General features: G+C 69.4%; 17 protein-coding genes. 9 read left to right on the forward strand and 8 right to left on the reverse strand.

The genetic code is table 11. The annotated features are described in order from the left end of the window. Positions 1-11: 11 nt before the first annotated feature. Together AC1DE0_RS00330 and AC1DE0_RS00335 are read right to left on the reverse strand one after the other, a co-directional pair. Positions 12-1,901, reverse strand: coding sequence for a CheR family methyltransferase (locus AC1DE0_RS00330; protein ID WP_478096004.1), 1,890 nt, complete (start codon positions 1,899-1,901; stop codon positions 12-14). Next, entirely contained in the window at positions 1,894-2,949 is a 1,056-nt protein-coding gene (locus AC1DE0_RS00335) for a chemotaxis protein CheB (RefSeq protein WP_478096005.1), read from the reverse strand. The genes AC1DE0_RS00330 and AC1DE0_RS00335 overlap by 8 nt, the downstream gene beginning before the upstream one ends. 110 nt (positions 2,950-3,059) lie before the next feature. Here AC1DE0_RS00335 and AC1DE0_RS00340 point away from each other — a divergent pair, with 110 nt between their 5' ends. Continuing rightward, positions 3,060-3,557, forward strand: a complete 498-nt coding sequence (locus tag AC1DE0_RS00340) for a hypothetical protein (RefSeq protein WP_478096006.1) — start codon at positions 3,060-3,062, stop codon at positions 3,555-3,557. 1 nt (position 3,558) lies between these two features. On the opposite strand, the gene AC1DE0_RS00345 is transcribed toward AC1DE0_RS00340, so the two are convergent. From AC1DE0_RS00345 to gntA, 3 genes are all read right to left on the reverse strand, one after another. Then, the gene (locus tag AC1DE0_RS00345) at positions 3,559-4,293 is read right to left on the reverse strand and encodes an ANTAR domain-containing protein (protein WP_478096007.1); all 735 of its coding nucleotides are present in this window, start codon (positions 4,291-4,293) and stop codon (positions 3,559-3,561) included. A 522-nt stretch (positions 4,294-4,815) separates the two neighbouring features. After that, on the reverse strand, positions 4,816-5,577 hold the full coding sequence (locus AC1DE0_RS00350; RefSeq protein ID WP_478096008.1) for a DUF1989 domain-containing protein: 762 nt from the start codon (positions 5,575-5,577) through the stop codon (positions 4,816-4,818). Then, positions 5,574-6,383: a guanitoxin biosynthesis heme-dependent pre-guanitoxin N-hydroxylase GntA gene (gene gntA / locus AC1DE0_RS00355; RefSeq protein ID WP_478096009.1), complete on the reverse strand. Its 810-nt coding sequence runs from the start codon at positions 6,381-6,383 to the stop codon at positions 5,574-5,576. Before gntA ends, AC1DE0_RS00350 begins: the two co-directional genes overlap by 4 nt. A gap of 113 nt (positions 6,384-6,496) precedes the next feature. Here gntA and AC1DE0_RS00360 point away from each other — a divergent pair, with 113 nt between their 5' ends. Further along, positions 6,497-6,907: an Hsp20/alpha crystallin family protein gene (locus AC1DE0_RS00360; protein ID WP_478096010.1), complete on the forward strand. Its 411-nt coding sequence runs from the start codon at positions 6,497-6,499 to the stop codon at positions 6,905-6,907. Positions 6,908-7,174: 267 nt separating this feature from the next. Here AC1DE0_RS00360 and AC1DE0_RS00365 read toward each other — a convergent pair whose 3' ends face one another. Continuing rightward, entirely contained in the window at positions 7,175-7,855 is a 681-nt protein-coding gene (locus AC1DE0_RS00365; protein WP_478096011.1) for a response regulator, read from the reverse strand. Beyond that, positions 7,852-9,048 (reverse strand): sensor histidine kinase, encoded by a 1,197-nt coding sequence (locus tag AC1DE0_RS00370; RefSeq protein ID WP_478096012.1) that lies wholly within the window; start codon positions 9,046-9,048, stop codon positions 7,852-7,854. Before AC1DE0_RS00370 ends, AC1DE0_RS00365 begins: the two co-directional genes overlap by 4 nt. Before the next feature lie 202 nt (positions 9,049-9,250). On the opposite strand from AC1DE0_RS00370, the gene AC1DE0_RS00375 reads away from it, so the two are divergent. The 5 genes from AC1DE0_RS00375 to AC1DE0_RS00395 all read left to right on the forward strand — a co-directional run bounded on the left by AC1DE0_RS00375 (position 9,251) and on the right by AC1DE0_RS00395 (position 14,607). Further along, positions 9,251-9,973 (forward strand): ABC transporter ATP-binding protein, encoded by a 723-nt coding sequence (locus AC1DE0_RS00375; RefSeq protein ID WP_478096013.1) that lies wholly within the window; start codon positions 9,251-9,253, stop codon positions 9,971-9,973. Then, entirely contained in the window at positions 9,970-10,713 is a 744-nt protein-coding gene (locus AC1DE0_RS00380) for an ABC transporter permease (protein ID WP_478096014.1), read from the forward strand. The genes AC1DE0_RS00375 and AC1DE0_RS00380 overlap by 4 nt, the downstream gene beginning before the upstream one ends. Positions 10,714-11,068: 355 nt before the next feature. Continuing rightward, entirely contained in the window at positions 11,069-12,415 is a 1,347-nt protein-coding gene (locus tag AC1DE0_RS00385) for a multidrug effflux MFS transporter (protein ID WP_478096015.1), read from the forward strand. Positions 12,416-12,549: 134 nt separating this feature from the next. After that, the gene (locus AC1DE0_RS00390) at positions 12,550-13,398 is read left to right on the forward strand and encodes an alpha/beta fold hydrolase (protein ID WP_478096016.1); all 849 of its coding nucleotides are present in this window, start codon (positions 12,550-12,552) and stop codon (positions 13,396-13,398) included. Between the two features lie 33 nt (positions 13,399-13,431). Further along, on the forward strand, positions 13,432-14,607 hold the full coding sequence (locus AC1DE0_RS00395; protein ID WP_478096017.1) for an acyl-CoA dehydrogenase family protein: 1,176 nt from the start codon (positions 13,432-13,434) through the stop codon (positions 14,605-14,607). Between the two features lie 117 nt (positions 14,608-14,724). On the opposite strand, the gene AC1DE0_RS00400 is transcribed toward AC1DE0_RS00395, so the two are convergent. Then, positions 14,725-15,603, reverse strand: a complete 879-nt coding sequence (locus tag AC1DE0_RS00400; protein WP_478096018.1) for an IclR family transcriptional regulator — start codon at positions 15,601-15,603, stop codon at positions 14,725-14,727. Between the two features lie 313 nt (positions 15,604-15,916). Here AC1DE0_RS00400 and AC1DE0_RS00405 point away from each other — a divergent pair, with 313 nt between their 5' ends. Next, a complete protein-coding gene (locus tag AC1DE0_RS00405; protein ID WP_478096019.1) occupies positions 15,917-16,912 on the forward strand; it encodes an ABC transporter substrate-binding protein in 996 nt (331 codons plus the stop codon). Positions 16,913-16,975: 63 nt separating this feature from the next. After that, positions 16,976-17,767, forward strand: coding sequence for an ABC transporter permease (locus AC1DE0_RS00410; RefSeq protein ID WP_478096020.1), 792 nt, complete (start codon positions 16,976-16,978; stop codon positions 17,765-17,767). Position 17,768 lies beyond the last annotated feature (1 nt).

The following is a 17,768-nucleotide window of genomic DNA, read 5'->3' on the forward strand; positions in this document are numbered from 1 at the left end:
CCTGCGACCGCCTAGTCGAGCGGCGTCGCGTCCATCACCAGCAGGAGACCGGTTGGTTCCGAACCGGGTGACATGAGCGCTGCCACCGTGATGTTGAGCCGCACCCGTCTGCCGCGACGGTTGATGGCATCCAGGACGAGCTGCTGCGCGTCGGTGACGTCGGACAGGACCGAGTGAAGCAGGGGTTTGAGGGCCTCGGTCGGTAGCCCGATGTCGAGGGTGAGCAGGTGCGTGCCGACTGCTTCGTCGGCACGCACCCCCCACAGGTCCTGGGCGTTCTTGTTCCAGGTCTGGATGGTCAGCTGCCGGTCGAGCACGATCACGGCCGACCTCATGCTCCCGAGGATCGACTCCATGAAGTCGTTCAGCTCGGCCACCTGCGAGCTGCGCTCGCGGAGCTCCTCGTTGGCACCCTGGAGCTCGTCGTTCATCGACTGGAGCTCCTCGTTCATCGTCTCGAGCTCCTCGTTCGTCGACTGGAGCTCTTCGTTGGTGGTCTCGAGCTCCTCGACGGTCGACTGGAGCTCTTCGTTGGTGGTCTCGAGCTCCTCATTCGTCGACTGCAGCTCCTCCGAGGCGGCCTGCAACTGCTTCGTCGTCTGCTCGAGCTCTTGGTGCACCTGGTGGTAGCGCGTCGCATCGGTGAGCGCGATCAGCGTCCCGGCATAACCATCGTGGTCGTCGACCAGCGGGATGAGGTCGATGTCGACGAAGAAGGGGGTCTCGGAGCGCGGCCATGCCACATCGCGGACTTGACGCTGTTGACGAGTCTCGCGCGTCTCCTGGAGCGCTGGGCGTAGCTCGATGGGCCGATAGGACAGGTCAAGGTCCACGAACCGGCGGCCGATGTCCGAGTCGGCGAGCCGGGTCAGCAGCTTGCCCGCCTCGTTGATCATCGCCAGCGTGCCGTGAGCGTCGACCACAAGCTGCGCGAGGGGTGCTGCGGCGAAGGTGTCGGTGCGCAGGCTGTGCAGGGCGTCGGGCACGGCAAAGCGCATGACCGGCGCTGGGTGGCGGCTCACCATGCCTGGGTCGACCGAGGACACAGTGGTCCGGCGGAAGAGCCGACGCTTGAGGTCGAGCGGGGTGAAGCTGTCGGAGTGGTTGAGCAGCATCTCCGCCTTGCCGAGCAGGAGGGTGCCTTCTGGCTTGAGGGCGAACGCCAGTCGGGACAGGATGCGCGACTGTGTCTCGGCGTTGAAATACATCAGGGTGTTGCGGCACGACAGCAGGTCGATGCGTGAGATCGGGGCGTCGCGTGTCAGGTCGTTGCGCCCGAAGATGACGCTTCGACGCAAGTCCTGGCGGAACACCATGCCCTGCATCCCGGACTCGAAGTACTTGTGCCGCAGCTCCTCCGGCACGCTGCTCATCTCGCGTTCCGTGTACGTGGCGGCACGTGCGTAGGCGAGAGCTTCCTCGTCGACGTCGGTCGCATAGATCTTGACGCGTTCGCGGAACTGGTCAGGACCCATGGCCTCCGTCAGGACCATGGCGAGGGAGTAGGCCTCCTGTCCACCCGCGCAGCCGGCACTCCACACCCGGATCTCCCGGTGAGAACCCTCGAGCATCTCAGGAAGCACGCGGCTGCTCAGGTGCTCCCAGGAGTCACGGTCACGGAAGAAGCTCGTGACGTTGATGAGGATGGTGTTGAAGAGCGCGACGAACTCGTCGGGGTTGGCCTCGAGGTAGTCCTGGTAACCATCGAAGGACTGGAATCCGACACCCTGCATTCGATGTCGCACCCGTCTCAGGAGGCTCGGTCGCTTGTAGCCGGTGAAGTCGAAGGCGCGCGACTCCCTGAGATAGACGAGGAGGCTCTCGAAGGCCTCGAACTCAGCCGCGTCGACAGTGTCGACGTCCTCGCCCTCTTCCGATGTCCGCACCGGGTCCTCACTCATCGGCGAGGTCCGCCGTTATGGCAGGCCGAGCCTCGATGAGCTGGCGCACCTGCCCCGCTGCCTCACGGCTATCGGCCGCCTGGCCGCGAAAGCGTGCGGAGCTCAGGAGGCTCCCCTGCTCGGCAGCGCGATCCGCCAGCTGCTCGGCCAGGGCAGCCTTCTCCTCGAGCGCGCGCAAGGCAACCCACAGCGCGTTGTCGACCTGAACCGACTGCTCACCGATCAGGCCTCGTGTCGTCCAAGCGTGGCCCACCCGGCACCGGTAGCGCGACATGGTGCCCTCGCGCACATAGAAAAGCGTGCCGCCGCAGTCGGGGCACGAGAAGCCAGCAGGTTCGCCGGGACGATCTGCAGCATCCATGACGGTTTCCTCCATGTGAGCCATATCGGTCTCCGCCACCATCAACGGCGATGGCGGCGGCAGCGAGACCACGGGAACGTCTTGCCGGCATAGGGAATCGAGCAACGCGCCGATCTCAGATGCTCGCACGACGTGGTCAGGGCGCACCGTGTCCAAGACGCTTTGGGGCATCTCGGGGTAGAGGCAGTCGGCAGGGTCCTGCACGACGACCAAGCCGCCACGACTGCGGATCGCCCACATGCCGGCGGCCCCGTCGTCGAGCGCACCGGAGAGCTCGATGCCGACGACTCGCTGCGACAGCGCTCGTGCGGCTGACCGGAACAGCACATCGACGGCTGGACGGTGACCGTTCTCACGGGGGCCGGGCGTGGCGACCACGTGGTTGTCGACGACCACCAGGTGCAGGTCGGGCGGCGCCACCAGGATCTGCCCGGGTGTGAGCTCGAGCAGCTGCGTCACGTGCCGCGCCGGCAACGAGCCGGAACGCGTGAGGATGTCGGGCAGGACACTCCTTCCGTACGACGGCACGTGCAGCACGACGAGCACGGTCGCAGGGAGGTCAGGCGGAAGACTCGCCACCATCGCGCGCAGTGCCTCCACCCCGCCAGCGGAGGCACCGACGACAACGACGTCACGTCTGCAGTGGGATGAAGGCCGCTCGTCCATCATGCTCCTCAGGTCGTCCATCGGGACGGGGCCACGACGTCACTGCACCATTCCGCCTCTGAACCACCCAGCCTAGTCTCGTTCGCCATCAGCACGCTGACACCTGATGACCGCGCGGGCATACTGGGAGCATGGGGTTGACCGGCCGCATCGCAGAACTGCACCTAGCCGCCTGCGCCGCAGAAGTGCGCGCGGCCGAGTGCCGCGACCGGCTCGAGGGCCTTCGTTCCGTGACGCAGGTCAGCGAACACGACGCCCGCAGAGCTCGGGAGCGTCTTGCGATTGCGATGTCGCGTGCGCACGCGGCGGAACAACGGCTCGGGCAAGTGCGTCTCGTCCATGCCGAACGGCAAGCGCGACGGGACCTCCACGTCAGTGGTCCCATGTGCGACCTCCCGGCTCGGTTGACGAGTGACGACGCGTCGAGCGTCGGCGGACGGTTGCTCCGGTCGGTGCGCGAGGGCAGCTGGCCCGTGCGGGCGTTGTGGCTCGACTTCGTGGGATACCGAGGCAGTTTCGACTACTGGGAGTTCGACGGGTACGTGAACGGCCTGTGGACGATGCCTCTGGCAGACAGGCTCGTCCTCGCCCAGGTGGTGTGGGAGCGGGAGCACGACCTGTGCGACTGACTCACGGCGCCCGGTCACGTGGCCGCGAGTCCCGAGCCGGCAGCCGTCCAGTGCGAGCCACGTCTCCGGCGACGTCGCGCAGCTTCCGATTGAGATGCTGGCTCGTGACGCGGAGCATGGCCAACGCGCTCTCTTCTGACACCTGGTGCACATCCACCAGGATCCCTATCGCCATGCCGATCTGACGACTGGTCAGGCGTGCGCGTTGGACACCATCGGCGTCGTCCGGGGGCTCGGCGTGCAGGAGCAGGAACTTGGCATGAGTCGCGAAGAGGGCTGCGAGAGTGGCCGCCTCCGTGCCGAACACATCCGGCCGCGAGCTGTAGAGGTTGAGCGCCGCTCGACCGGAATCGTCGTCGAGATCGAACGACAGCAGCCCCCGAACGGGAGTCTCGGCCTGCACTGCCATGCAGAACCGAGGCCAGCGCACGTCGCGCGCGAGATCGGGTATCCACACTGGCGCGGTGCTCGCCGCCGGCTCCAGGGAAGGGCCCTCGCCCAATGCGTACTGCAACTCGTCGACGGAGAACGCCACTGGGTCAGAGCACGCCAGACTGCGAGGAGTGGCGTGAGCCGGCCACGCCGTCACGGCTCCCCAGTCGCAACCCGAGACTGATCCGACAGCCAGCTGCACGAGCCGGTGCAGCCCGACGTCACGTTCCGTTCCGTCGGAAAGATACGAGCTGAGCGCGGCAAAGTCTGACGCAATGCCGCTCGGCTCGATCTGGCTGTCCATCCCAGGCTCCTCGTTGACTCAAGTCAAGCGCTGCGCAGGTGCGTGGTCAACGGGCCGCATGTCATCTCGGGAGCGGATCGATCCCGCCGTTTCACGTCGCCGTCGGCTGTTTGGACACCTCTCCGACGGATTGACACGTGCCATCAGCCTGACACGGGAGGGCGGCGGCCGCTCGGAAATTGGCGATCGATCGACTGAGAGTTCTCCGCTGCTGACGCAGACACGAGCGAGCGCCACCGCATCCCTCCATAGCTGCACCGATGGTCTGGCTGTTCGCGAGCACATGCTCGGTACCGGGCGGGAGGTGCGCCTCGGGCAGGCGTCGTCGTGGGCGAGGGTGGACGACGGCTCACTGTGGGCATCGGCCTGAGTCAGGAGGGCTCGGGCGGCGTCGATGTGGCCCAGGGCCAGACTTCTCGAAGCGCACCTGTCGGGGCCAGGCCGGCAGTTCGAGTGAGGGTCCACATCGACGGCCGGCCGGAGCATCGGTGTCGAACCCGGTGAGGCCAGCCGCACCGCCGATCACGACTCGATGGCGTACTCGATGGGTTTGCAGACGCCGCCGTTGGACTTCTCGGCGGAGCAGGCGGTCAGCCCGACGATGAGGTCTGCCTCGGCACGCAGCACGAACCGGTCCCCGGCCCGTGACGTGGGCGGGTCGATGTGCAGCTCGCCGTTCCGCTCGGCCCACACGTTCATGAAGATGTTGAGCGTGGTGGAGATGCGGTCAGGGTCGACGTCGAAGCGCGCCATCTGTGTCGACAGGTTCTCGTAGCAGCTCGGGTGGTAAGCGCCCTCGAGGTCGGGGTAGAGGAGGTCGAACGTCTGCTGGCTGCACGGCGTGAGCAGCAGGTCGTGGCGCCCGCACGTGTCCTCGATGACCGTGGCCATGGGTGTGCTGCGGTTGCTGTAGAGCACGGTGCCGGTCGTGACCAGGGTCGAGCTGGCGTAGTCGATGGTGCGGCCGGAGCTGAGCCACTCGTCGCGGTCATCTGCCATGACGGCGAAGAAGTCGCTGACCTGACCACCCGTCGGGTCGACGACGAGGAGGCGTTGTCCGGCTCCCAGTAGGAAGGCGGTTCCCGTCTGGGGCGCGAGCCGGATCATCTCCACGACCTCCTGGTCCCGAACCACCTGAGGCACAGGGCCGCCGGGACCGAAGTATCGTCCGCCGATGCTGGCCTGGCCGGGGATGTCGCCAGTTGGCCGGGCGTCGAGCTGCGGGGCCTGGCCTGCTTGCCCGCGCTGGCCGGTGTGCGACGGCACGTTCTTCGCCATGGTCATGCTCGTTCCCCCTCCGGGTGTTCGGTGGTCGTTCCTACGGCGTCGTCGGTGTCGAGTGGCGGCGCCCACCCGGCGTCGTGTCGTCGGCCCGAGTACTGCAGCGCCTCGGTGCTCTCGCCGTGGTCGGCGACCATGGGGTTCACCGATCCCTGCAGGTCGACGTCGCGCCGGCGGATCGTCGAGCGCATGCCGTCGTACCGGCCCTCATCGCGCAGCGTCTCGAACTGCTCATGCGGGTTGAAGACCAGTGTCGCCAATGGGGCCCGGCGAGCGACGCGTGAGGCCGTGGGGTGCAGTCCGACGATGAAGTATGCGGTCCCGCCGACGCTGAACGCGAAGTGCGGATTCGCCGGATCGGCGTCCACGCCCGGCGCCCAAGGCTGCCGGTCTGCGTCGTGGAGCCGCTGGAGCAGGGAGAACAGGGACGCCTCGAACGTCTGCTCATCCGCCGGCACCGGGGCACGGAACACTGCGATGAAGGAGTGGAAACCGTCGTCGCCCTCGATGTCCGCTGCGAAGGCGGTGAGCCCTCGAAGGAGGTCGGCTGGGACGTCGGGGTCGTCCATGTGGCCCAGGACGGCATACGTGACGCCATCTTGGCGAAAGACGGACTTGGCTCCGAGACAAGGGAACTCGACGTGAGCCACCATTCGCCTCATGGCATGCACGATCTCCTCGTCCGACGCGCGATGGAGTCCCGCGCGACCCATCTCGCTCAACGTGGTCTCCAAGTCGACGTCGCCGGCTGCCCACGACGAGCTGGCCTCGCTGTCCTCGACCTGCGCGCCGCGTGCGTCCCCTGACATGGCCCTCCCTCTCTCGGCAGGTAGTTAGTACCCACCGGAAGCGGGCCGGACGCGGGCGGGCTCGAAAATCACAAGCCGGCCGATCCAATGGCGCGGACCAGGATGCTCTTCTCGTGGGGGGAGTAGGTCTTGGCGGTGTCGGCGGGAACGGAACCCCCGGCACCTTGGCCGGTCCCTCGGTGATGCCGATGGACGCCTGGCGCGAAGGGGACACGTTCCACGTCGAGTTCGACCTTCCCGGCGTGAACCCCGGATCGATCGACCTGGACGTCGAACGCGACGTCGTCACCGTCAGAGCAGAGAGGACGTCCCGCGCCAGCGACGCCGAGCTGCTCGCCGCCGAGCGTCCGCGGGGGGTGTTCAGTCGCCAGCTGATCCTCGGCGACAACCTCGACACCCAACACATCAGCGCGAGCTATGTCGGAGGCGTACTCACCCCGCAGATCCCGGTCGCCGAGCAGGCCGAGCCGCGCAAGATCTCCATCGCCAGCAAGAGCGAGGACCGGCACGCCATCATCGCCTGAAGGAAGGCGTGACTGCGATGCCGAAAGTCCTGGCGTCAGCGGAGCTGATGCCACGCGACGTGCTCGCCCCCAGCAGCGCCACGGGGGCGGCGGGCCCGGGGTAGGACTTGCACGGTGAGCCCGTGGCCCGGAAACGCTCACCTCCGGACCACGAGCATGAGGGGGCTGGACGACACGGACGACGGGCCCGTACGAGTGCGTATCCGGCGGATGTCCGGGCATCCGCTCCAGGGAGCAGCCGACGGCGAGCCGCTGACCTCCGACCGCTCAGGACGATCGTGGCTCGACGAGGCCGGTCTCGTACGCCATCACGACCAGCTGGGTCCGGTCGCGGGCCCCGAGCTTCATCAGCAGCCGGCCGACGTGGGTCTTCGCCGTCGCCGGCGTCACGTACAGCTGCGCCCCGATCTCCTGGTTGGAGAGGCCGCGGGCGACCAGCACCAGCACCTCCGTCTCGCGCTCGGTCAGCCCTGTCAGGGACGCGGGGGCGGCCGGCCTCCCGCCAGCTCCGGCCGGCTCCTGCCGCACGAACTCCTCGATCAGCTGTCGCGTGACGCTCGGCGCCAACAACGACTCGCCACGGGCGATGACGCGGATGCCGTCGAGCAGCTGGACCGGGGGAGTGTCCTTGAGCAGGAAGCCGCTCGCTCCGGCGCGCAACGCCCCGAAGACGTACTCGTCGAGGTCGAACGTCGTCAGCACGAGCACCCGCGTGCCGGAGTCGAGCGCGGCGATGGCGCGGGTCGCCTCGAGCCCGTCCATCACCGGCATCCGGATGTCCATGAGCACGACGTCCGGCTCGAGCCGGCGCACGAGTTCCACGGCCTCGACCCCGTTCTCGCCCTCGCCCACGACCTCCAGGTCGGGAGCGGAGTCCACGAGCACGCGGAAGGCTCCCCGGATGAGCGCCTGGTCGTCCACCACGACGACCCGCACCGGCTGGCTCATCGCGCCTCCGCGGCATACGGCAGGGTCGCGTGGACGCGGAAGCCGCCGCCGGGTCGCGGACCGGCCTCGAACGTGCCGCCGTAGAGCTCGACCCGCTCCCGCATGCCGATGAGTCCCTGGCCCGCACCCGGCATGAGGGGTGCGACCGTGGTGCCGCGCGGGCTCGTCCGCCTGCGGTCCGCCCGGCCGTCGTCGGCCACCTCGAGCTCGACGCGCCCCTCCGAGCATGCGACGCGAACGCGGGCCACCGGGCCCCCGTGCCTGAGGACGTTCGTCAGCGCCTCCTGCACGACCCGGTATGCCGCGAGGTCGACGCCGGCGGGAAGGTCGGCCAAGGAGCCCGTCGAGTCCATCGTCACCCCGAGCCCTGCCCGGCGCGTGTCGGCCACGAGGGCCCGGACGTCCGCGAGGCCGGGCATCGGGTGCGACGCGGCGGCCTCGCCGTCACGCAGCACCCCGAGCATCCGCCGCATCTCGGTGAGCGTGTCGCGGCTCGTCGACTCGATCACGCCGAGCGCGTCACTGGCCGCGGCCGTGTCGGTCTCGATGACGTGCCGGCCGACCCCTGCCTGCACCGCGATCACCGACATCGAGTGGGCGACGACGTCGTGCAGCTCGCGGGCGATGCGCAGCCGTTCCGCCGTCACCGCGGCGCGGTCACGGTCCTCGCGTTCCCGCTCGAGCAGCCGCGCCCGGTCCTCCATGGCCGCCCACCGCAGCCGTCGCTGACGGAGGTTGTCGCCGGCGAGCCAGGCAACGGCGGTGGCGAGCATCGTCGAGATCACGTCACTCAAGGCCACGACGCCGGCGGGCTGCGCGGCGAGCGCGATGCAGAAGGCGCCGGCCGTCGCACCGAGCGCCAGCAGCGAGTCGCGGCGGCGGCCGTGCAATGCGAGCCCGAACAGCAGCGCGAACGCGCTGAGCCCCGGGTAGGGCGCGTAGTGCAGCAGCGAGAAGGCCAGCAACGCGCCCAGCGTCACGGCGAGCGCGAGCCACGGGGCTCGTCGGTGCACGGCATACGGCGCGGTCAGGAGCACGCCGAGCACCCAAGTCCCGGCGTCGACCGGTCGCTGGCCGGCGCGGACGGAGGCGCCGAACGAGAGGACCAGCAGCACGAAGAGGGCGACTGCGACGAGCGCGTCGGTGACGCGGGGGTCGATCCGCCACGTGCGTCGCCGCGTCGACGTGTCCATACCTGAACAGTAGGGAGGGTCGGGCCCTGCGGGATCGGCTTTGGGGCGTACTCCCGGAGGCGTATGCCGCCGCGCTGAGACCTCTCGGCCTCGCCCTCAGGCGCACGTCGGGGTTCGGCCGCCAGGGCGACGACCCGCACCCCGTCCGGGCCGGATCGTTGGTGCCAGCCAAACCGGCCTCCCGACACAGGAGCTCAGCACCATGCCAACCCTCTCGTTCCACCAGCTCACCAAGCACTACGGCCCCGTCACCGTCCTCGACGGGTTCACCGCCACGGCGCTGCCCGGCCGGGTCACCGCGTTCCTCGGCGTCAACGGCGCGGGAAAGACGACGAGCATGCGGATCCTGCTCGGCCTGACCGACCCGACCAGCGGGACCGCCACCGTCGACGGGGTCCGCTACCGCGACCTGCCCCACCCGACCCGTGTCGTGGGCGCGGTGCTCGACCAGGGCTTCCACCCGAACCGGTCCGCCCGCAACCACATCCGGCTCACCGCGATGCAGGCCGGTGTCCCTGCCCGCACGGCCGACCACCTCCTCGAGCGCTTCGGGCTCGGGCCTGCGGCCGGCCGGCGCGTCGGCGGGTTCTCGCTCGGCATGCGCCAGCGCCTCGCCCTCGCCTCGGCCCTCGTGGGGGACCCGTCGGTGCTCGTCCTCGACGAGCCGCTCAACGGCCTCGACCCCGACGGCATACGCGAGATGCGGCGCTTCCTGCGCTCCTTCGCGGACCGTGGCGGCACCGTCTTCCTCTCCAGCCACCTGCTCTCGGAGGTGGCCGCCGTCGCCGACGACCTCGTCGTCATCCACCACGGCGCACTCGCCGCGGCAGGCCCGGTCCACGACATCGTCGCCGACGACACCGACCTCGAGTCGGTCTTCCACACCCTCATCCACTCCAGCGACACCGAGGAAGTCTGGTCATGAAAACCCTTGTCTCCCTTGAGCTCTACAAGCTCCGCACCACTCCCGCAGCCTGGGCCGGCCTGGCCGTCACGCTCGTCCTGGGTGCCGCGTCAGTCGCGTCCAACGCGCTCGTCCCCAGCCCCGGTGGTCCGGCCTTCGGCTCCATCGACCACGTCAACCACACGCTGTCGGTCTCCGCCCTCACCTCGATGGTCATGCTGGCGATCGGCGTTCTCGTCGTCGCCGGCGAGTACCGTCACCGCACGATCATGCAGACCTTCCTCGGCGAGCCCCGTCGCGCAAGGGTGCTCGCGGCCAAGGCCGTCACCGTGCTCGGTCTCGGGGCGCTGCTCGGCGCCGGAACCTTCGGCGTAGCGTACGCCGAGGCCGTGGTCATCTATGGCGCCCGCGGGGTGCACTCGCTCCCTGTCGACGTCGTGCAGCTCTGGGTCGGCGCGACGGTCGCGTCCGCCCTCTACGGGCTGGTCGGCGTGGCACTCGGTGCCCTGACCCGCAACACGGTCGTGGCCATCATCGGTGCCATCGCCTGGGTCATGATCATCGAGGCCGGCATCCTCGCCAGTGCTCTTCCTGCTGTGGCCCAATGGCTTCCGGCGGGGGCAGCCATCGCACTCACCAGCGTCGGGACGGCCGCACACGGGATGTTGAGCCCGACCACCGCCGCGCTCGTTCTCACGGGCTGGGCCCTGTTGATCTCCGGAGTCGCAGCCCGCTTCAGCCTGAACCGCGAGGCGCACTGACTGACTCCCCAGGCATGGAAAGGACCACGCGTCACGTCGACGAGACGTGACGCGTGGTCCGTTCTTGCTGGCGCGCTGTCGCACCGCCATGCGCAGCCCTGGACTTCAGCCCCCCTGGATGAGAAGCGGATCAAATGACCGCTGGCGGGGAGCCGCGCCCGGTGCCTCGCCACGCGCCCCGGCGCGCGAGCGGCGTCCGCGAGTGTGCACCGTCGGGCCGGGCCCGCTCCGTTCAGCAGACGGCGAGAACGTCCGTTCCGCTCGACGGCACGCGGTGATGGTGCGTCCTGCGCCGGCGCAGCACGCTGGGGCGCGGGCGCTCGACGCGTGCAGCAGACGACGACGAGAGGCACTGATGAGACGCGAGAGCAGCAGCATGGTGGGCGCCGTGCGGGGCGAGAGTCGGACGACGATCGACGTCGCGGTAGCCGCGCCGGCCGCGGGTGCCCCCGTGCCGGTCACCCCCGGCCCGGCGCCGTCCCCCCGAGGTGGCGCCCGCGCACTCCTGCTCGTGTCGTTGTCGCTCCTGTCGATGATCTCGCCGTTCGCGACAGACATGTACCTGCCGTCCTTCCCGCGTATCGCCGACGACCTGTCGACAGCGCCCTCAGGCGTTCAGCTCACGCTCACGACGTTTCTCGTCGGCGTGGCCCTGGGGCAGCTCTTCTTCGGCCCGTTGTCGGACCGCCGTGGGCGCAAGCGACCACTGGTCGCGGGTTCCCTGGTGTGCGTCGTCGCCTCGTTCGTCGCGGTCCACGCACCGACCATCGAGGTCCTGCTTGCCGCCCGCTTCTTCCAGGGGCTCGGAGGCGCCGCCGGGATCGTGATCGCGCGCGCCATCGTCGCAGACCTGTTCAGTGGAGCCGAGGCGGCGAGCATCTTCAGCGTGCTCGCTGTGCTCGGCGGACTCGCGCCGATCGTGGCCCCGGTCGCTGGGGGACTGCTCGCCGGTCCGGTCGGGTGGCGCGGGGTGCTGGGAGTGCTCGCAGGCCTCACCGTGGTCATGAGCCTCGTCGCGGTTTTCGCCATCCGCGAGACCGCGCCGGCGCGGCGTGGCAACGCGGCATCCCCGGGTGCCGCACTCGCCTCACCGACTGCGGGAGTCGCGAGGAGCCCTCACCTCGGGACGGTGCTGCGCCGTCCCGGCTTCACGGCATACGCCCTCGTGAAGACGTTCAGCTTCGCCGTTCTCATGGGCTACATCTCGGCCTCGCCCTTCATCTACCAGGACTACGTCGGCGTCAGCGAGCTCGAAGGGGCGGCCCTGTTCGCGCTGAACTCGCTCGCGATGATCGGCGCCAATGCGGTGAACGCGCGACTCGTGCGCACCCGAGGTCCGGCCCGCATGCTGCGTGTGGGACTGGCCCTGCTCACGACCGCGGTCGTCGCCCTGTCGCTCGTCGTGTTCCTGGCGGCGCCGCCGCAGGCGCTCGTGCCCGTCTTCGTGCTGCTGGTGGGCAGCATGGGCCTCATCTTCGGCAACTCGATCGGCCTTGCGATCAGCCACGCGCGCGATGCCGCCGGGTCAGGTTCCGCCGTCATCGGCTTCGGGCAGTTCGTCGCCGGGGCCGCGGTCGCGCCCCTGGTCGGGCTCGGGGAGCGAGCCACCCCGGTCCCGATGACCGACCTCCTCATCGCGGCCACCGCTGCGACGTGGGTGTGCGCCGCCGTAGCGGAACGGGCCGGCGCGCCGCACGACTGAAGCGGATGGCACGGCTGGGCGTTCCATGAGGTGGCACGGCCGGCTCGTTAACCGCAGACGCCTGCGCAATGCTGCTTCTGAACGCCGGTGTCGAGCCTGACTCCGGCCCTCACACCGCTACGAGGAGTTGGCCGATGACCACCACGACTGTGGAACTGACCGAGCAGAGCACCAGCCGCACGGTCGAGACGCCCAGCGGCACGATCCACTACAACGAGGCGGGGGACGGACATCCGCTGCTCCTTCTGCACGGCAGCGGTCCGGGTGCCACCGGCTGGAGCAACTTCGGTCCCAACCTCAAGGCGCTGAGCAGGCAGTTCCGGGTCATCGCAGCGGACATGCCCGGCTGGGGCAAGTCATCGCCCGTCACGTACGAGAACCGAGACCACGTGACTGCCGTGCGGGACCTGCTCGATGCGCTCGGCATCGAGAAGGCGGCCGTGGTGGGCAACTCGATGGGCGGCGCGACGACGCTGAAGTTCGCGGCCGTGCACCCCGAGCGCGTGTCCCACCTGGTCACGATGGGAGCCGGCGCCGGCGGCGTCCGCCTCTTCTCCCCGGCCGACGGTCCGTCAGAGGGGCTGAAGATCCTCCACCAGGGCTACGTCGAGCCGTCGGTCGAGGTCATGGCCAAGCTCGTCGACATCATGACCTTCGACAGCGGCAGCAAGAGTGAGGCGCTGGCACAGCAGCGCTACGACAACGCCACCGCCAACCGCGTGCACCTGGAGAACTTCGCTGCGGGCATCGGCAAGCCCCGCCGCGGCACGGCCACCGACGAGGAGCTGGCGAGCATCTCCGCACCGGCCCTCATCGTGCACGGCCGCGACGACCGGGTCGTCGGCTACGAGCACAGCCTCAAGCTCGTGGCACTCATCAAGAACTCGCGGCTCGTGCTCTTCAACCGGTGCGGCCACTGGGCACAGCTCGAGCACGCCGACGAGTTCAACCGGCTCGTCGCCGACTTCGTCGCGAACAGCTGACCGGACCGCAGCCACGAGGAGAAGGACACAGCGATGAACACCGTGCTCGAGCGCGTCGAGGAGCTGGCCGTGTACCTGGAGGACCAGGCGGAGGAGGCCGACGACCTCGGTCGCCTGCCAGACGAGACGCGCAAGCGCCTGGAGGAGACCGGCGTCGTCCGCATGCTGCAGCCGAAGGACTTCGGCGGGCTCGAGAGCTCCCCGGTGGAGTTCTTCGAGACCGTCCTGGCGATCGGCTCGCGGCACGGGTCCTCCGGGTGGGTCGCCGGCGTGGTCGGGGTGCACCCGTTCGAGCTGGCGGTCGGCACGCGGCAGATGCAGCAGGAGATCTGGGGTGACGACCCGGACACCTGGGTGGCCTCGCCCTACGCGCCCTTCGGCCGGGCCCGTCCCGTCGACGGGGGCTTCGTCTTCAGCGGACGCTGGCCGTTCTCCTCCGGCACGGACCTGTGCGACTGGGTCGTGCTGGGTGGCATGGTCACCGACCAGCAGGGGCAGGTCACCGAGCCCAACCCGATCCGGCACTTCATCCTGCCGCGCCCCGACTACGAGATCGTCCCCGACTCGTGGCAGGTCGTCGGCCTGCGTGGGACGGGCAGCAAGGACGTCATCATCAAGGACGCGTTCGTCCCAAACCACCGTGTGATCGACCCCATCGACCTCGAGACCGGGGCTGCAGCGGAACAGGCTGGGCGCGCGGACGTGCCCCTCTACCGGATGCCGTTCCACACGATGTTCAGCGGAACGATCGCGTGCGCGACCCTCGCCCTGGCGGAGGGTGCGCTCGCGGCCTTCATCTCGCACAGCCGATCCCGGGTGAGCAGGGCCGGGCACCAGGTCAGCCAGGACCCGCACCAGCTGGCCGCTCTCGGGGGAGCGGCCTCGGACATCCAGGCGAGCCGGGTGCAGTTCCTCTCCGACATGGAGCGGCTCTCGGACCTCGCCCAACGCAACGTCCCCATCGACGTGGCGGTGCGGGCAGAGATCAGGCGGAACCAGGTGCGCGCAGTGCGGCGCGCGGTCGATGCCGTGGACCGGATCGTGGCCCACGCGGGCGGGCACGCCATGCGTCTGGACAACCCGATCCAGCGGTTCTGGCGCGACGCGCACACCGGGCTGGCCCACGCCTCCAACGTGGCCGACCCCGTCTACGCGGTCTACGGCCTCAACCTGTACGGGCACGACCTTCCCCCGGGCACTCGCCTCTGAACGTGCCCGTCGACATCCGGTCGATGGTGACGAAGAGCTGGTCCGGGCCTCAGGCCCGGACCAGCTCTTCGTCCCTCGCGGTGTGCTGCCGCTCCGAGTCCCGTCGGGCCCGGCGCGTCAGGACACCTGGGACACGTTGAGCGCGTACGCCCTGCTCACGCCGCTCGCGGCATGGCGAACGTGCGACTCGATGCGCGGCCAGCTCGTCCCGTGGGGAGGGCCCGACGCAGAGATGGCTGCGACGACCCGTCCCTCGACGATCACCGGGGCGGCGACGCAGGTGAGACCCAGGGTGCCCTCCTCGCGGTCGTAGGCCACCCCGGCCTCGCGGATGCGGCGCAGCTCGCGCACGAACCGGCCGGGCTCGGTGATGGAGTTGCGGGTGCGGCGGGGCAGTCCGGCCTCCACGACCGCGCGGACGGTCGCGCCGTCACTGAAGGCCAGCATCGCCTTGCCCAGCCCGGTGCACGACGCCGGCAGCCGGGCGCCGGGCACGGTGACGAGCCGCACGGGGTTGCCGGCGTGCACCTTCTCGACGTAGACGACGTCCGTTCCCTCGAGGATCGCAAGGTGCGCCGTGAGGCCGGTGTTGATGTGCAGCTCGCTCAGGTCGTGGATCGCCACGTCACGCAGGCCGTGCGGCCGACAGAAGCCGACCCTGCTGCCGAGCTCGAACAAGGAGAGGCCAAGCCGGTACTTGGCACCCGAACGCGCGACGAAGCCGGCCCGCTCGAGGTCGCCGAGCAGGCGGAAGGCCGTGGACTTCGGCATGCCGGCGCGGCGAGCCAGCTCACTGACACCCAGTTCGGGGATGGTGCCTCGGAAGGCGGCCAGCAGCTCGAGCGCTTTGCCCACCGACGTCATCTGCCGGTCTTCGCACTCCGACGAGGCGTCCTGCAGCGTGCCTCCCGGTCGCGGCACGCGCTGCGGGAGCACCCCGTCCGGCTGCTGCGCTGGGTCACGCACGACGTGCGGGCTTCGGGCGGAAACGGTCATCGGCTCTCCTTCGCCACGCCACCTCATCCTCGAGATGCGCTGGTCAACACATTGCCCCAACGTTCGGCTGTGTGGGACGTGCGTCCCATTATGCGGAACTCTCGCCGATCATGGAGCGGTATTCCGCAGGGTGAGGCAAGCCGGTTACGGGGGCGCGGGGCCGTGTCACCGTCATGTTCCGGAGGGCGGCACGAGACGCACCCATCTTTGCCGCAGGCGTGGCGATCATGGCAGCGGCGAGGTCGCCGACCTGCCGACGTCAACGCAGACGAGATGACACCGGGCCCAGCGGGCGCCGAGTAAGGAAACGAACATGGTCACATCAGGCAGAACCCGCCGGGCAGTCGTCGCGCTGGTCGCGATCACCTCCGTCAGCCTCGCCAGCGCGTGCGGTTCCGACTCCCAGGCCGCTACCGGTGGCGGGGGCGGCGTCGAGAAGGCGGACATCTCCGTCGCGGTGTTCCCGAGCTTCAACGCCCTGGGCGCCCAGGCGGCCAACGCTGACGGCACCTTCAAGGCCGCGGGCCTCAACGTGACGCTGACCAAGGTCGCGACGCCGGCCGAGGGCATGCCCCAGCTGCTCGGCGGCAAGGTCCAGTTCGCTCTCATGGACATGACGGTCCCGGCTGTGGCCCGCAGCAAGGGTGTGCCGCTCGTGCTCGTGGCACCGGGCGCCAAGGGCACGCCCCCGAAGGACGGGTTCGGAGTCGGCAACCTCTGGGTGAGGGCCGGAAGCCCCATCAAGACCATGCAGGACGTCCAGAACGCAACGTTCGGCATCCCGCAGATCAACAGCCAGATCTGGGTGGACATCCGCTCGGCGGTGGACGAGGCGGGCGGTGACTCGTCGAAGATCAAGTTCGTCGAGGTGCCCAACACCCTTTCGGCCCTCAAGGCCGGCAACGTCGACGTCACCACGACCTCAGAACCTGCCGGAACCGCGGCCCTCGACGACAGCTCGATCCACCGCTTGGCCGGCTACACCGCCGCCGGCGCCGACCTTGCCTACGCCTACGTCACCACGCAGGAGTTCGCCAAGCAGAACCCGAACACCGTCAAGGCGTTCGAGCAATCCATCCTCAAGGCCAACTCCGCGGTGAACGCCGACCAGGCCACGCGCGTGCGGGTCGCCTCGACCTACGTCAAGGCGCCCAAGGCGTTGCTCGAGAAGGCGCACTACCCGGAGTTCGGCACGGAGGCGATCAGCCCGTCCTCGGTGCAGACGGCCCTCGCCCGGCTGGTCAAGTACGGCCTGCTCGACCAGGCCAAGGCCCCCAAGGCGGCCGACCTGCTCGTCGCGGGCAAGTAGATCGCAGCCGCACGGGTCGCGGCAGCCACTGCTGCCGCGACCCGGGAAGGAAGGAGACTCGCGATGGCGCGATCGGAACCCCAGCGCGGGAGCGCAGGCGGGCGCCTGGCCCGGCAGACGGCGGCGATCATCATCGCCCTCGTCATCTGGCACCTGTTCGCCGTCGGACCGGGTCGGGCGGCAGACGTCCCGACGCCGTGGCGCACCGTGACGACGGCATTGGAGATGGCCCGGACGGGCGACTACTGGACCGCCGTCGGCAACACGCTGCTCACCGCGAACCTCGGGCTCCTGCTGTCCATCGTGGTCGGCGTGCCGCTCGGCCTCTTCAACGGGTCGAGCCGCAAGGTCGCCCTCAGCTCCCAGTTCGTCGTCGACTTCGGCCGGACCATCCCGGGAGTGGCCATCCTGCCGCTGGTCCTGCTGCTCTTCGGCGGCACCCGCGCGATGGCCCTGATCCTGGTGATGTTCGGCGCCGTCTGGCCCATGCTCGTGCAGGCCACGTATGCCGTGCAGCAGGTGTCGCCGCAGCTGCGACAGGTCAGCGCGGCGTTCCATCTGAGCCTCAAGGACCGGATCCGCACCGTCTACCTGCCGAGCGCCATGCCCTTTCTCACCACCGGGCTGCGGATCGCCGCGACGATCAGCCTGCTCCTGGCGATCTCGGCCGAGTTCCTCGGCGGGACGGACGGCCTCGGGCGCAACCTGTTCAACGCCCTCACGGTCAACAACCCCGACGAGATGTTCGTGTACGCCTTCACGGCGTCCATGCTCGGGGTCGCGCTCAACCTCATCCTGCTCGCCGCCCAACGTCGGATCCTGTGGTGGCACCCCTCGCAGCGAGAGAGAGGCTGAC

The organism is Terrabacter sp. 05T424 (assembly GCF_056396225.1).